The sequence below is a fragment of the Curtobacterium sp. PhB128 genome (genome assembly GCF_004340725.1).
Classification (GTDB): domain Bacteria; phylum Actinomycetota; class Actinomycetes; order Actinomycetales; family Microbacteriaceae; genus Curtobacterium.
In genome coordinates this window covers 26144-40166 of sequence record NZ_SLUR01000015.1, presented here as the reverse complement: position 1 = coordinate 40166, position 14023 = coordinate 26144, and the positions used below count along the sequence as shown (strand labels likewise).

Annotated in this window: 13 protein-coding genes; 8 read left to right on the top strand and 5 right to left on the bottom strand. The window is 63.7% G+C overall.

The genetic code is table 11. From position 1 onward, the window contains the following. Positions 1–173 precede the first annotated feature (173 nt). Entirely contained in the window at positions 174–545 is a 372-nt protein-coding gene (locus EDF23_RS18580) for an SdpI family protein (RefSeq protein ID WP_165901209.1), read from the bottom strand. Between the two features lie 195 nt (positions 546–740). Beyond that, positions 741–1025: a hypothetical protein gene (locus EDF23_RS18575; protein WP_123340993.1), complete on the bottom strand. Its 285-nt coding sequence runs from the start codon at positions 1023–1025 to the stop codon at positions 741–743. Between the two features lie 342 nt (positions 1026–1367). On the opposite strand from EDF23_RS18575, the gene EDF23_RS19405 reads away from it, so the two are divergent. From EDF23_RS19405 to EDF23_RS18565, 3 genes are all read left to right on the top strand, one after another. After that, positions 1368–1538 (top strand): hypothetical protein, encoded by a 171-nt coding sequence (locus EDF23_RS19405; RefSeq protein ID WP_165901208.1) that lies wholly within the window; start codon positions 1368–1370, stop codon positions 1536–1538. A 199-nt stretch (positions 1539–1737) separates the two neighbouring features. Next, positions 1738–2331 carry a recombinase family protein gene (locus EDF23_RS18570; RefSeq protein ID WP_131922746.1) on the top strand — a complete coding sequence of 198 codons (594 nt, stop codon included), beginning with the start codon at positions 1738–1740 and terminating at the stop codon, positions 2329–2331. Positions 2332–2712: 381 nt separating this feature from the next. After that, positions 2713–5166, top strand: a complete 2454-nt coding sequence (locus EDF23_RS18565) for an SIR2 family protein (RefSeq protein WP_131922745.1) — start codon at positions 2713–2715, stop codon at positions 5164–5166. Positions 5167–5284: 118 nt separating this feature from the next. On the opposite strand, the gene EDF23_RS18560 is transcribed toward EDF23_RS18565, so the two are convergent. Continuing rightward, positions 5285–5629: an Lsr2 family protein gene (locus EDF23_RS18560; protein ID WP_123340990.1), complete on the bottom strand. Its 345-nt coding sequence runs from the start codon at positions 5627–5629 to the stop codon at positions 5285–5287. A 108-nt stretch (positions 5630–5737) separates the two neighbouring features. Between EDF23_RS18560 and EDF23_RS18555 the strand changes: the two genes are divergently transcribed. From EDF23_RS18555 to EDF23_RS18545, 3 genes are all read left to right on the top strand, one after another. After that, positions 5738–6769 (top strand): PDDEXK nuclease domain-containing protein, encoded by a 1032-nt coding sequence (locus tag EDF23_RS18555; protein WP_165901207.1) that lies wholly within the window; start codon positions 5738–5740, stop codon positions 6767–6769. A gap of 302 nt (positions 6770–7071) precedes the next feature. Further along, positions 7072–7920 carry a serine/threonine-protein kinase gene (locus tag EDF23_RS18550; RefSeq protein ID WP_131922744.1) on the top strand — a complete coding sequence of 283 codons (849 nt, stop codon included), beginning with the start codon at positions 7072–7074 and terminating at the stop codon, positions 7918–7920. After that, positions 7917–9113, top strand: coding sequence for a hypothetical protein (locus EDF23_RS18545; RefSeq protein WP_123340988.1), 1197 nt, complete (start codon positions 7917–7919; stop codon positions 9111–9113). Before EDF23_RS18550 ends, EDF23_RS18545 begins: the two co-directional genes overlap by 4 nt. A gap of 29 nt (positions 9114–9142) precedes the next feature. On the opposite strand, the gene EDF23_RS18540 is transcribed toward EDF23_RS18545, so the two are convergent. Continuing rightward, positions 9143–9940 carry a hypothetical protein gene (locus EDF23_RS18540; protein ID WP_123340987.1) on the bottom strand — a complete coding sequence of 266 codons (798 nt, stop codon included), beginning with the start codon at positions 9938–9940 and terminating at the stop codon, positions 9143–9145. A gap of 239 nt (positions 9941–10179) precedes the next feature. After that, positions 10180–10446, bottom strand: coding sequence for a CPBP family intramembrane glutamic endopeptidase (locus tag EDF23_RS18535; RefSeq protein WP_131922743.1), 267 nt, complete (start codon positions 10444–10446; stop codon positions 10180–10182). On the opposite strand from EDF23_RS18535, the gene EDF23_RS18530 reads away from it, so the two are divergent. Together EDF23_RS18530 and EDF23_RS18525 are read left to right on the top strand one after the other, a co-directional pair. Beyond that, positions 10432–10818 (top strand): TetR family transcriptional regulator C-terminal domain-containing protein, encoded by a 387-nt coding sequence (locus EDF23_RS18530; protein WP_123340986.1) that lies wholly within the window; start codon positions 10432–10434, stop codon positions 10816–10818. The two genes, EDF23_RS18535 and EDF23_RS18530, sit on opposite strands and share 15 nt — an antisense overlap. Before the next feature lie 2114 nt (positions 10819–12932). Beyond that, positions 12933–13859 carry a hypothetical protein gene (locus EDF23_RS18525; RefSeq protein ID WP_131922742.1) on the top strand — a complete coding sequence of 309 codons (927 nt, stop codon included), beginning with the start codon at positions 12933–12935 and terminating at the stop codon, positions 13857–13859. The last annotated feature ends 164 nt before the right edge of the window (positions 13860–14023 follow it).

Here is a 14023-nt window from a genome sequence, read left to right as displayed (position 1 = left end):
AGATGGCGTCACCCGGGGTAACCGACTGATCGGCAAACGGGGCGCGCGGCCAACATGTGCGCGCGGCGACCGCCGTCGGGTGGTTCACCCGGCGGTGGCCGGTCGCTCGTCTGAGACGAGTGCGACCAGGATCGTGCCAGAGCGTCTCCTGGAACCTCCCGGTAGCCGATCCCCTACTGCGCCCGCGGTGCAACTCGGCGAGCTGCTCGTGACGCGGTCAGCGTGCCTGCGCCGAGACCGGCCAGCGTGCAGGTGAGGGAAAGCCCAAGCAGAACGACGTAGAACGCTGGCGCCAGTTGCGTTGGGATCGAGATGACCACGACGACCGCCGCTGCGATCAAGAACGGCAGCATGGCTTTCCGCGCAGCCAGGTGGCCGGCTCGCCAGGCCTCGTCGCTGCGCATCAGCGACGGCAGCCGGATGCCAGCTGCGTGATTCCGACCCAATTCATTGCTCGCGATCGACACGACCCCCAAGATTGCAGTGTTGACGACGAGCACGAGGAGCGCGCAGCTCACCGCCCCCAACCATCCCGGACTCGTCATCTCCGCCTCCCTCATCCGAAGCTAGCGAATGACGTGGTCTGCGGTAACCCGTCCACGAGCTCGGCGAGGACCCGACGTCGAGGGTCTGACCTTCACGCCGATCGTCTCCGCTCCGATAGTGCTGGCACTGGTCCGCTCATGGGGATCCGACTCGGAACGGCCGCCCGTAAGCCGATCGGCCATCGTGCATCGCTCTCACTCCTCGTCGGCGCGCTCCGCTCGAAGGGCTCGCGTCCCTGCGATCCGCTGAAGAAGTTTCCGCAAGAAGACGAGCTCGATCGCCACCATTACCGCCAGGCCGACCAGGGCGAAAGCGATGCGCGCTGGACTGAAGCCGCCGCTGAGCACGATCACCGGCCAGCCGACGAGCAACGCGGCCCCCGCAATGACGTTCCACCATGATTCGAGGAGCCCCGCGGGAGCGCGGTTCGTGAGTTCCGGGCGGTCTGTCGGATCGGTGCGATCCCACCAGGACGTCATGCGTGCGCCTTTCGTTCAGTCCACTCGAATGAGTGCAACCGGCGCGGGATCCGCTCGCATGACGTCTCGTAAGCGGCATATGAAGTGCCCCGCCGGACAGGCACCTTGCCCAATGTCCGCAACCTGTGTCAGACTGCTCATGCGTTCATAGTGCGCGCAACCAACCGGCCCTCGGGTCGGTTTTTTTGTGCCCAGAAGTCCCATCGCGACCCGCGCAGCAGGAACGCGTCATCCGAGCGGGTACTCCCGCGCCCTCCTCACGGAGGCCACAGTCCTCGGACGTGCACAGTGCACGAATCGAGAGTCAGCCGCCCAGCTGACAGATCGAACGGTGGAGGTTCCATGCTCCAGCTGTCGATTGAGATCCCCGCCCCCGCTGCCTACGCGGTCGGCTTCGCACTCGCGGTGCTGTTCATCGCGATCGCGATCCGCCACGTATGGCCGATCCTGAGCGACAAGGCAGCCCGCCGCCTTGCTCGGGTGCAGCGGGCGAAGGCACTTCGCAAGAAGTAGCCGGACTCAAAAACACGCCCCCTCCATCGACGAGGAGAGCTCTATCATCGACTTGTAGCACAAACCTCCGTTTATGGCACATCGCTTGCGCCGGGTTTCGAAGAGCGCGCCGCGCCGACCATCCACGTAGCGCAACTCAGTGCCGGTATCTACGTGCCGTTTCCACCGACGTCCGACGGGTTCCGCTACGTTCTGAGCCATGGGTGAGCTTCTCGGGTACGCGCGGGTATCGACAACCGATCAGGACGCGGCGCTGCAGCTCGACGCGTTGAACGCTGCCGGATGCTACCGGGTGTGGGTCGACACAATGTCCGGATCGCTCGAGCACCGTCCGGAGCTCACCAAACTGCTCGATCAGCTTCGACCAGGTGACACTCTCGTCGTGTGGCGGCTCGACCGGCTCGGGCGATCCATCCGGCATCTGATCGACCAGCTGCAGGCGCTGGGGGAGCGAGGTGTCGGGTTCCGATCCCTGCAAGAGACGATCGACACAACCTCACCCGGCCGGCTCGTGTTCCACGTCTTCGCCGCCCTGGCCGAGTTCGAGCGGGATCTCATCCGAGAACGCACACACGCCGGCCTCGCGGCCGCTCGAGCTCGAGGGCGGAACGGCGGTCGGCCGCCTCGGCTGTCGGCCGATCAGGTGCGAACTGCCAGGCGCCTGTATGAGCAACAGGACATGACTGTCGCGCAGATCGGCGATGTTCTCGGAGTCAGTAGGACCACGGTGTACCGGGCGCTCCGACGCGAGAGCGAGCCAGTCGCGGGCCGGCGTCGAAAGACGTCCGGCTGACCGTCGGGCACCGCGCGGTCCGTGCGACCGATGCGCACGGGGTGTTGCGAGATGTCTAGAGCCAAGACCGGATCTGTCGCGGAAGTCCGTGAACCGACCCCATGGCCGCGGTTCTCAACCACACCGGGGCCGTGGCGTTGGGGCATGCCTCAGAGCAACACAGTCCGGAGCGCCTCAAGGGCGGTTTCATAGCTAATCCCGCCATGACCGGGCGGTCCCCGCACGCTGGACGTTTCTGCTCATGTGTACGGCCGGAGGCGCTCCGGACCGCACGTCTGTGAGCGAGGGCTCGGAGGGGTGCATGAGCGGCTATCGTTTTCACATCTGCGGCCGTCACGGCCGATCATCAAGGGGTTCCCAAACCCGACCACAGGGGTGACCATGGACGTTCACGAGCTAGCGCAGACCCTTACTCCCACGCGCACGACGCTGCTATTTGGTGCCGGCGCATCAATCCCGTCGGGAGCACCGAGCGGAGCGGCTCTTGCCCGAAGGATCGGCAGTCTGCTGCAGCCCGAGCCCGATGGGGCCGATCTGGCGGAGGTCGCTCAACTCGTTGAGAACCGCAAAGGTCGCCTTGCACTCGTTACAGAAGTACGCGCCGCCCTTTCCGAACTCAAGCCCACTGCTGGCCTCTTGGCTCTCCCCGAGTTCGATTGGCTGTCGATCTACACCACGAACTTTGACACGCTGGTTGAGCAGTCGTACCGACGCCATGGGCGGCGTCTTGATATCTACCGCTCAAACTTTGACATTGGCCAGCCCAGGGCGGTCGACGTGACTTCTCTGTACAAGATCCATGGCTGTGTCTCCCAGGACTCCGCTGACGGGCACAAGAGTCGCATGCTCATAACGGAAAGCGACTACGACGACTTTGAGAAGTATCGTCAAACGCTATTCAATTCTTTGCGGACCGATATGTTCACGGCTGACACGGTGATTGTCGGTCAATCGCTAGCGGATAGGCACCTTAAGGATCTCGCGCGACGCGTCACCGCCCTTCGAACCGAGGGTGTAAGTACCCGCATCTTTCTTCTAGTGCACGAGTTCGATCCAGATCGAGCGGAACTGTACACGCGGCTGGGTCTGGAAGTGGTGCATGCCGACCTCGACAAATTCCTTCTCTCACTGATCGATGTCGGGAAAACGCGGCGAAACGTCGTCCACTCCACGTCGACCAGCACCTCGCTGCTTTCTCCAGCGCTTGTGCTAACGACTGTCGACGTAGGGCATGCGGTCGCGCTGGAGCCGAACGTCACCAGGCTGTTCAATGGGTCGCCGGCTTCCTACGCTGACGTCAAGCAAGGCCTGACGATCTCTCGCGCAGCGGAGCACCGTATGCGCGAATCGTTCAAGGGCGCCCGCGGATTTTTCCATGTCATCGAAGGGGCTAGAGGCGTAGGTAAGACCACCTTGGCTCGTGCCTTCATGCTCGAACTCGCTCAACGAGAAGTGCCCGCTTGGGAGCACAAACCGGATGCGCCATTGGATGTCGAGGGATGGCTAGCTGCCGAGAAGCGTTTGCGCGAAACTGGAAAAGATGGCGTGCTCCTCGTTGATGATTGTTTTCGTCACTTGCGCGAGGTCAACAAGCTTGTAGATGCTCTTCATGCCTTGGAACGCCCGAGTCTCAGAGTCATCGTTACAGTGGATGCTGGACGATGGAAGGTTTCGCGGAAATCGCGCGGCTTCTTTGCGCGGGGGAGCAGCATTCGCTTGTCGGTCCTTGAGCGCAACGACCTCGAAGAGCTCGTTGCTCTGCTAGATCGCCGTCCCGAAATCAAGCAGCTAGTAGAGCAGAGCTTCCTGGCGCTGAGCAGAGGTGAGCGCCTTTCAAAGCTACGCAACAAGTGTAGCTCCGAGATGTTCGTGTGCCTAAAGAACATATTCGCCAACGACAACCTGGACGACATCCTATTGCAGGAATACTTCGGGTTGGAAGAGGCTGGCCAAGAGGTCTATCGATATGTTGCTGCCGTGCAAGCGCTGGGAGGTCACGTTCACCGTCAGCTCATCCTTCGCCTATTGGGGCTGGATGTTACCTCGTTGGACACGATCCTCGCTCGACTGGAAGGAGTGGTCTTTGAGCGCGCGGTTGATAGTCGACGCGGCATCTTCGGATGGGAAACTCGTCACGATGTCATTGCGACAGTCATAACGAGGGTCAAGTTTGCGGACCAGGCCGAGATCAAAAACTTGTTCTTTGACCTAATTGACGGGCTCAATCCGAGTGTGGGTATCGAGCTAGAAACTGCCGTTGCGTTGGCGACGGAAGAGTTGGGTATCAACCGGCTTACTAGCTTCGGGGATCAAATTGCTGCATACCGGCGTCTGATCGAGGCTATTCCTTCGCATAGAACTCCGCGCCGGCGGCTTGCCAAACTGTTTTTGTCCCGTGACATGCTCCCCGAAGCGAGTAACGAGATCGCCACCGCCGAACGCGCAGTCGGCCCCGACGCGGTATTGCAGAGGTATAAGGCGCAGGTGGCGCTACGAAAGTCGGAAACCATCACACTGGTTGAAGAGTCGGATCGACGCGCGATTCTGTTGGATGCCGAGAATATCATTCGTACTTGTATCGAAAAGTATGGGGCCGACCTGTATAGTTATCGGACACTTGGTGACATCGGACTATCTCTAGCTGAGAGATTCAATGATTATGGTGCCGTGGATGATGCAATCGCCTTGCTCTCGCAGTTCGAAGGCGACAACGGCGACCCCCAAATCCAGGTCGTGAGGAGGAGGTTGGCGGACCGTCTTCGCCACATCACCACAGGTGAGACGATGTCTGGCGCGGAAGACGATGATCTTCTCGAGGACGTCATTCATGACTGACCAGGATTGCGAAGCAAAGGTTAGGGCGGCGCAACTGGCATAAAAGCGCCGTATCGGCGCCAATGAGAAGAGCCGGCCGCCTTCGAGGGCGCCCGGCTCTTTTCGTGGGGGAGTGGCGTCAGTGTGCGGCGTCGTATGCGTCGCGGACGGCCTGGCTGATGCGGCCGCGGGAGGAGACTTCGTGGCCGTTCGCGTTGGCCCATTCGCGGATCTTCGCGAGCTCTTCCGAGTTACCCCGCTTCGGCGCGCTGCCGACACTGGTGCGGCCAGCGCGGCTGGTGACCTTGCGTGCGGCGGCGATGTAGTCGGAGAACGCTTCGCGGAGCGCGTCTGCGTTGTCGTCGGTGAGGTCGATTTCGTAGTGGCCGCCATCGAAGGAGAAGGACACGGTGCGGCCCTTGCCGTCTTCGATGGTGTGGCCGGTGAGGTCGTCGACGAGGTGCGTGGTGACTTTCTGCGCCATGGGAGGCCGCCTTTCGCTCGGGGATCCTCTCCACCCTGGCATAGCTGATCCCGTAGAACGCTTCGTTCGTTCTTGTTCCGATCGGCTGGTCGGGCAGACTGAGCGGTGATGTCTGATTCGTCGCCAGCCGTATCCGGGTATGCCGCTGCTCTTGCCGAGCTGAAGCAGCAAGTGCGTGCTGCCCGATTTGCGGCGCAGCGCCGCGTGAATACCGAACTCATTCGTCTGTACTGGGGGATCGGTGCGACGATCCTGCAGCGCCAGGGTGACGAGGGGTGGGGGAGCAACGTCATCGGCCGGCTCGCGGCGGATCTGCGTGCTGAGTTCCCGGAGATGAAGGGCTTCTCTCCGCGGAACCTCGCCTACATGCGCGCGTTCGCAGCAGCCTGGCCGGACGAGCAGATTCTGCAACAGGCTGTTGCACAACTGCCCTGGGGCCACATCACGGTCCTCCTTGACCGGCTCGATGACCACGAGCTCCGCGACTGGTACGGAGGCCAGGCGGCCGTGCACGGGTGGTCGCGGAACGTCCTTGAGCACCAGATCCGGTCCGAGGCACACACCCGGCTCCAGGCGGCGCCGACGAACTTCGCTGAGGCCCTCCCGCCGGGGGACTCGGATCTGGCGCAGCAGATCACGAAGGACCCGTACGTGCTGGACTTCCTCGCTCTCGACGGTGATGCGAAGGAACGCCACCTCGAGCAGGCACTGGTCGGCCGGATCATCGACACTCTCCGCGAGCTCGGAGAGGGTTTTGCGTTCGTCGGCCGGCAGGTGCACTTCGACGTCGACGGCGACGACTTCTACGTCGATCTGCTGTTCTTCCACGTCGAGCAGCTCCGGTATGTCGTCGTCGAGCTCAAGACCGGGAAGTTCAGGCCGGAGTACCTCGGACAGCTCGGCTTCTACGTCGCCCTCGTCGACGACAAGCTCGGCCGACCCCAGCATGGGGACACGGTCGGGCTGCTGCTGGTCGCGGACAAGAACGACGTCGTCGTCCGGTACTCCCTCGCGGGACAGCAGACCCCGATCGGTGTCGCCAGCTACGACCTCCTCCCGCCCGCGGTACGCGCGGCTCTGCCGTCGGAAGCCGACCTCGCAGCCGCACTGGCGACGGAGACCGACACCCTCGAGTCCTGACCAGGAGTGCGTGCCACGAGAAGCCCCGCCGTGTCTCACTGAGGGAACCGTCACCGGGCGCATCGCCGGGCGGGTCTGTTGAGACACCGAGATCCCCGGATCCTGGCGGGCTCCAGAAACGCCCGCACGTGTGCGGTAGCCGATTCTCTACCGGAACGACGAAGAGCGACCGAGGTGGCGTTCGGTAGACGACCGGCTTACGGGCACCTCCGGCCACTGACTGATGTCCCCCGTTCGTGGCCTAGACGTCGTTGTTGACGATGCATCAATATGAAGGCTGAGTGATCAGACAGGGGCGACTCGTGAACCAGCCGACACTGATGCCGGCAGACGCCGCAACCGCGGTGGGGGGAACAACATCGACGTTCCTCGGCGCCGGAACATTTGGGGAGACATGGCGCGTTGACGGTGTCCTCATAGACGGTGAGCCACGTTCGGTGGCCGTGAAGTTCTTGCAGCCTCACAACTTCCACCCCGGGTTGGTGGAGCGTGAGATCGCGGGCCTGACGGACATCTCGAGCCGCCGGATCATGGGCTTGCACGAGGTTCGCACAATCTCCATCGCTGATACCGACTACACCGCGTTGCTTTGCGAGTACTTGCCCGGTGGCAGTGTGGAGGACAACCTGGCCGCGGACGGTGTTCCTGGGCACGTGGACGCCGTCGCGTTCGCCATCGAGCTGCTGCACGCGGTTGCGCAGCTGCACGCCGCAGAGCGGGTGCATCGGGATCTGAAGCCTGAGAACATCATGCTGCGTGACGGCAGCTGGGCAAGCCCGGTCCTGATCGACCTGGGACTTTCCAAAGCCGCCACGGAGATGACAATGACGCGCTACCCGCAACGAGTCGGGTCGTTGCTGTTCATGGCGCCGGAGCAGCTGCGCGGCGAACGCGCTCGGAAGAGCTCCGACCTGTGGGCCTGCGGCGTGATCCTCTTCACTGTCCTGACCGGTCAGCACCCGTACATCACCTCCCTCAGTGGGAAAACGGAAGACGAGGTTGCAGAAGAGATCACTGGACCTCCTCGAGCGCTTCCCGCGCATATCCCCGATGCGCTCCACGACGTGGTTCTCCGACTGCTCAGCGAGGACGCGTTCGAGCGCGGCACCGCGAAGCGTGCTCTGAAGGACCTCCGAAAGGCTGCCAAGTGACTGACCAATCCACCACCGCTTCCCTGAATCGCATACTCCGCGGAAAGGCGCCCACCTTCATCACTCAGCGCAGCGCACAGCACATGCATCGGCTTCCGGAGGTGTTCGACGCGCTCATGATCGATCACGGGAAGAAGCTCGGCGTCGGGACTGCGATGAAGATGTGGGGCAACACCGAGGCCGCGATCGACAAGTACTTCTCCTCGGTCGGCGCCGTCCCGCTTCGGATCGCAGACCCCGTTCTGTTCCGCCACCCGCTCTCCACCTGGGAAGGGATGGCAACGATCGAGCCTGCGCGGCGCGATCCCACCTTCACGTTCTACAACACACTCCCCACCACCGTGGACCCGGCGTGGATCCGCAGCGTCATCCAGGCTCAGTACCGGGTGGGCGCCACCGTGGCACTCTCGGCCACCGGGTGGGTCGGGACGATCAACGCCGCAGCCGCGCTGGACCAGGCGATGCTAGTCGTTCGCGCGAGCCGAGCAGTCGTGGAAGACGGTCCCATGTTCGTCAACCTGACGATGGACAAGGAGTGGCTGATCAACCGGGAGCTACGGAACCTGCTGCTTCGCGAGATCGTGGAATCGAACGAGCAGCACTGGTACCTGCGCTTCTGGTGGCCAGAATCGGCGAACTCTTATGGCCAGCTCGCTGACCCGGACATCCTCCGCGGGTACCGCCTCCTCACCGAGACTGCTGCGCTCGAAGATAAGAAGCTGTTCCTCGCCAACGCGTCCCTCACTGGGTGGCTCATGGGTGCGTTCGGCGCTGCAGGGTTCTCGACCGGTGCTTCAGCTGCAGATCAGACCTTTGCGCGAGCACGGCGAATGGGTCGCCGACCCGGGCAGACACCCCCGAAAGAGATCCCGCGGATCTTCGACCGGTTCCTGCTGCACACGATGGACGCCGCCGTCTTCGACCGTCTCCGAACCCTCCCTGGACACCGCGATTTCCGGACCAGGTTCCTCGATGAGATCGCCACGGACGGGCACTCCAAACCGGTCGCCGGCTTGCACTACCTCAACGCGGTCGGGAACCTGCAGGCCAAGATGCAGCGTGCGGGCCGTGCCGCTTTCGCGCACCGTGCGATCGATCGCGGGCAGGGATGGGTAAACGCACTGGCACAGGTCGATAAGCCGGCCGGGGCCAACAGCCCAACCCACCTCCCGGTCTGGCAAACGGTCCGCTGACCAACCACGCCCAGCGTGGTTCCTGCAGGTCAGTTGTGAGGTGTGCTGGTCGGCGGATACCAGCCGAACACGGGTGACACCTGCCCAGAGCGTTCTCCGCGTGACCAGAGAGCGTGGCTTCGCTCGGAAAGCAGCTCACGACCAACTGAGGTCATCCGGCGGTCGAGCACTCGATGCGGGCGCGCGATGACGCGGTGCCGGTTCGTGTCGGCGTTGACCAGGATCACGCCGACTCCACGCTGAGCGATGGCGTCCACCTGGTCCTGCAGCGGCCCGCCGGCGCGTTCGTCGAGTGCGATGTATGCCGCGTCGGCGGAGTGGAACTGGTCGCGGGCCTGGTTGAATGCACGAAACCAGTCGCGCAGCTTCGCCTCGACGGTGACGACGCGTCGGCCCAATGGCGCTGTGCCCGGGCAAAGCAGGACGTCTCCGGCGTGCATCTGTAGCCACCCGAGCTGCTCCAGCATCGGCAGTGCTGAGCGCCGGAGGTACTCCAGTGGCAGCCCCGTTGCTCGAGCGATGTCGCCGCGATTAAGGCTGCCCGCTCGTCGGAGAAGCTGCACGATCCGCACCTCACGATCACTACTCAAGGGCTTGACCGCGTGTTCGGCGCGCGCCTCGAGCACGGTCGGGTCGAATCGGATCATCACCAGATCCGGCACCCCCCGCACTGCGGGGACTTCCCGGAGAGTGACGACGTCGGGATCTCCCCGCCGAAAGACGGAGTGCGCCACAACAGGTGCGAGCGCGTCGACGAGGTCCGTCTCGTACCGGAATCTGCCCCCCATGGCTGGCGTCTTCGACGACGTGGTGACGGCCCCGGTCATCGTGTGCGGCTTCGTCGGCGGCGACCTGGCGCCGCCTGAGCAGACTGCATCTCGGGCATGGATCCACCATAGGTGGAACCCATGTCGCACGCCTGGACCGTTCACGGTGATCAGCGGATTTTGACACTCAATTTGACCGCACGAGCCAAGGTTCACAGTTCCTTCCGACTCTACGTCTCGATAACCGATCGGCTACCGAGACGTAGGTGGGCTGCAGAAATGTTCCGGTGCTGCGACTTTCAGGTGCTCACTGCGGCCCCGATGATCGCGCCGGTGAAGAGGACCCAGTCGTTGATGATGTGCGCGCCGGTGCTGACCGCGATGTTCTTCGTGCGGATGTAGGCGAGCGTGAGTACCAGTCGTGCGATGCCGATGATCAGGAACGCCTGCGCGAAGTTCCACCCGTAGGTCGTCGGCAGGTGCGCTGCACCGAACCAAATCGCGGTCGCGAGCCAGGCAATGAGGATGCCTTGGGTGCCGAAGATGGCACCGTGACGTACCTGCATGCCCTGCTCGCCGTGCACGCTGAGGAGCGGGCTTTGATGCGTCTCATCGCGTCGACCCTGGTCACCGCAACCGACCCCTCAGCTGACGGAGCGGGCTACTACCGGTCGGCATACCTGGAGTTCCGAGCGACGATCCGAGCGGCTCCCGCCGCAGATGTGCGGGCCGGGCGGGAACCGATAACCAAGGACCCGGCCTGTGGAGCGCAGCAGCTGCTAGCGCTTTGCGACGGACTGCGCCTGCAGTCCCTGCTCACACCGGACACCGACGTCGTAGACGCGTTCGACCGTGCCGCCGCACGGATGCGGCGAGGCTGGGCGGGCGAGTACGAACAACCCAAGTACTGGGACATCCCCCTCAGCTGCGTTCGCTGAACGAGAGACTTGCGGACCGCTTCGGCAAGGCGGTCCTGCACCGCCGTGGACGGTGCAGCACCGCTCTGGCCGCGGCGGCGCGGATCAGGAGCGCCGCCGCGGCGCTCCCCGAGCGATCAGCCGAGGTGCCCTCAGCCTCTGTCGGTATCGATCGGTTGTCTGTCCACCAATCGGCGGACGCCCATCGGCAGAGTGTGAGCAGGATGCAACGAGCACTCGCCCCTTCGTCGGTCGGCCACAACGCCCGGGCGCGGTGAACAAAGAGGGTGGGCCTGGACTCCCAGTCGAGGGCCGCGCCGCGCGCTAGTGGATCTTCTGACTGGATGCGCTTGTGATGACTTCTGCGAGAGACGGTCCCATAGCCCTCCAAGCTGGGAGGGATCGAGCGTGAGCACTGTCGATCACTTCGTCGCGATCGAATACGCGGTACAGCGGGTCCTCCTCGTCAATTGAGCCGATCCGCACGCTTCCGGCGTCACCAAACGCGGCTACGCATGCCTGGTGCGTGTCGATCGCTAGGGCTGGGTCACGGAGCTGCGCACCGAGCAAGAAGCGATGGGCCACTTCGACCTCATAAATGCGGTGGTCAACGTATCCGCGCCCCGCATCTCAGAAGCGCAGCGATGCCGGACGGCATTGAGCCAGCTAGAGGGCGGCTCCGTCGAACGCGCACCGTGCTGGCACTGCGTCCGCCTCGCCGATGTCGACGCAGTCGGCGCTGAACGGCGACGGGCCGCCACTCGAAGGACGGACGCCCCAGCGTGCCGAGGACCTCGGTATCCCCGAGCGAGGCCATCGCGGCCACGTGCCGCAGTTCGCTCGGAACCCCGTCCTGACCGCCCCATGGGGCCGCCACACCAGTTCAGTCGGGTAGCAGGCCCCGACTGCCCACATCGGACCTCGTGATCCCGGCTGCGATGGTCATCACCTCAGCGAGCCGCACCGGCCGATCGTCGCTTGCGCTGGCCAGCGGCACCCTCGCCCGCCTCTGGAACAAATCGGTCTGAGTGCGCGATAGGTGTGCGGAACGGCTTCCGAAGGGCTCAACATTCAGAACTGCAGCGTGGAGTCTGAGGCGCCCGCGTCTAACATGGAGGACGCAGCGCCTGGAAGCGCTGCGTCCTGAGAAGTAGTGCCCGCTGAAACGGGACGAGAGTTGAACACCGAGACCGGTCGAGCCACTGGAATGGCCCGGCCATCTTCGCATGCCCTCGAAGGTGCCGCAACGCCCTGACGACGGAGGGAAGAACGAAGATGGTGCAACGAAAACCAGGCTCATCGGAGCTATCGGTCCGCGAAGCGCAACGGCTCCTGCAACGCATCGCGACCGTCAACGCCACGTACCGGGAGTTGGAGCAGCAGAGACGTCGCTTGATGCTTGAGGCGAATGACGGCGGCGTGTCTACCCAACAGATTGCAGATAAGACGGGCGAGAGCCGAGGTTCGGTCGCGCACTGGATCCGGATCGCCCGTACCTGCTCTAACGAACCCTCCTCCTCAACGAACTGACCGCTTGCTGCCCGTCAGATTCCGACCGCCTCGGCCGCGCGCCGACATGTGCGACTAGCGCACCAAGCTGCGACACGCTGAGCACGCGTAGAACCACGGGAGTGCAGTGCAGAGATTTCTGTTCGATACGGGGACGGTGTGGACGTGCGTTTCTCTTGAGGCTCGCGCCGGATGCTGCTGTGCCCGTGGTCGCGATTAGCGGCATAGGGTGCTGAACTTGCACGGATTCGTTTCCGTAGCACCTTGCTGCCATACGTAGTCCCGGCAAGGGATTCCCGTCGCGAAAAGCACGTTGTGCATTCGTAGAGCACGCTAATACGTCGGTTGGCGAAGCGTGCGCGTCTCGTTACCGTGGCTCGCGAGCGCCGATTGGTCAGATATTGACCGCGCCATGCCAGGTTTTCGGGACGGATCGGAGTCAAAGTGCCGTATTTCGACGGTGGGAGTGTGCACGGAGGCAGGAGGGTTGGAGAGGCGGTCAGTCAAACGTGGAGGCGCCGTCATCCGGACCCCGAGGATCGCGCCCGGCGTCCGCCCGCGGGTTGGAGCGCGCCGGACGAGTGGCGTTCGCGGCGTCGAGGTGGAGCATGGTGACGGCTGGGAGCGTGTCGATGCCGCCCCTGCGTGCGGCAGGCAACGGTGCCAGATACTCGGAGGAGGAAGAACGGTTGATCGCGGCTCGGTACCTGCCCGTCGAGATCCGTGGAAGCTGGGACGCGACCAAGCGTCGCACCGTTCCGGACGACCACGTCATCGCGTTGCAATTCAACGGCGCCGATGGAACGCAACACGTTAGCGACATCGCGTCGGTCGATCCGTGGGACATCGTGCGAGGCCGCCCCGTGCGAAAGCTGAAAGCGCGCCCACGCGCGCTCAACCGCATCAGCTGGATCTGGACCGAATCCCTCTTGCCTGATCGCGAGAGTCGGCCCACAGCAGAGCAACTCATCGGCGCCGAGTCCTTCAACTACGAGAGTCGATTCTTGCTGGTAGCAGAGTTCGATCCGGACATCATTGCGGTCGCCTCACAACCCTTCAAGCTCCGGGCCAAAGGGCGTCCGTGTCACGGCCACGTACCCGACTACCTCGTGATCCGGCGAGGACGACCAGCCGGGGCGGTCGACGTGCGTCCCGAAGGGCGCATTGATGACAACAGTCAGGAAGTGTTCGACGATACTGCATCGGCCGTGGCCGCAGCGGGCTGGGAGCACTGCGTCTGGACGGAACTCACCGGTGCCGTGTTCGATAACTTGTCGTGGCTGTCGCGCGCTCGGAGTAGGCGCTCCGTGCACCTGCCAACCGCCCAGCTCGCAGTGCGCCTCCTCGACTCTGACTGCTACGTCACTCTGGAGGAGAAGCTTCTCGACCGGCACGCTCCTCCGCTGTTCGTGCGGCCCGCGATAGATCACGCTATCTGGACCGGTCAGATTCGGATCGACATGACCGCTCCTCTGGACGCTGGAACCTTGTTGTACCCGCCTGCGCCTGATCGCTTCGCGGCGGCTGGCGGCCCGACATGGTCAGATCAATGAACGTCGGTACACCTGGCGTCAACCGGCGCGCGGGCTCAGCGGCGACTCAAGCGGGTCGCAAAGGGCCTGGACGGGTCGCCCACGCGACCAGTGCTCACGGACGTGCGTTAGCGCATGGCGGCCCTCGAACCGTTCTCGCGGGCGCGGGATTGGCGCTCCCATGG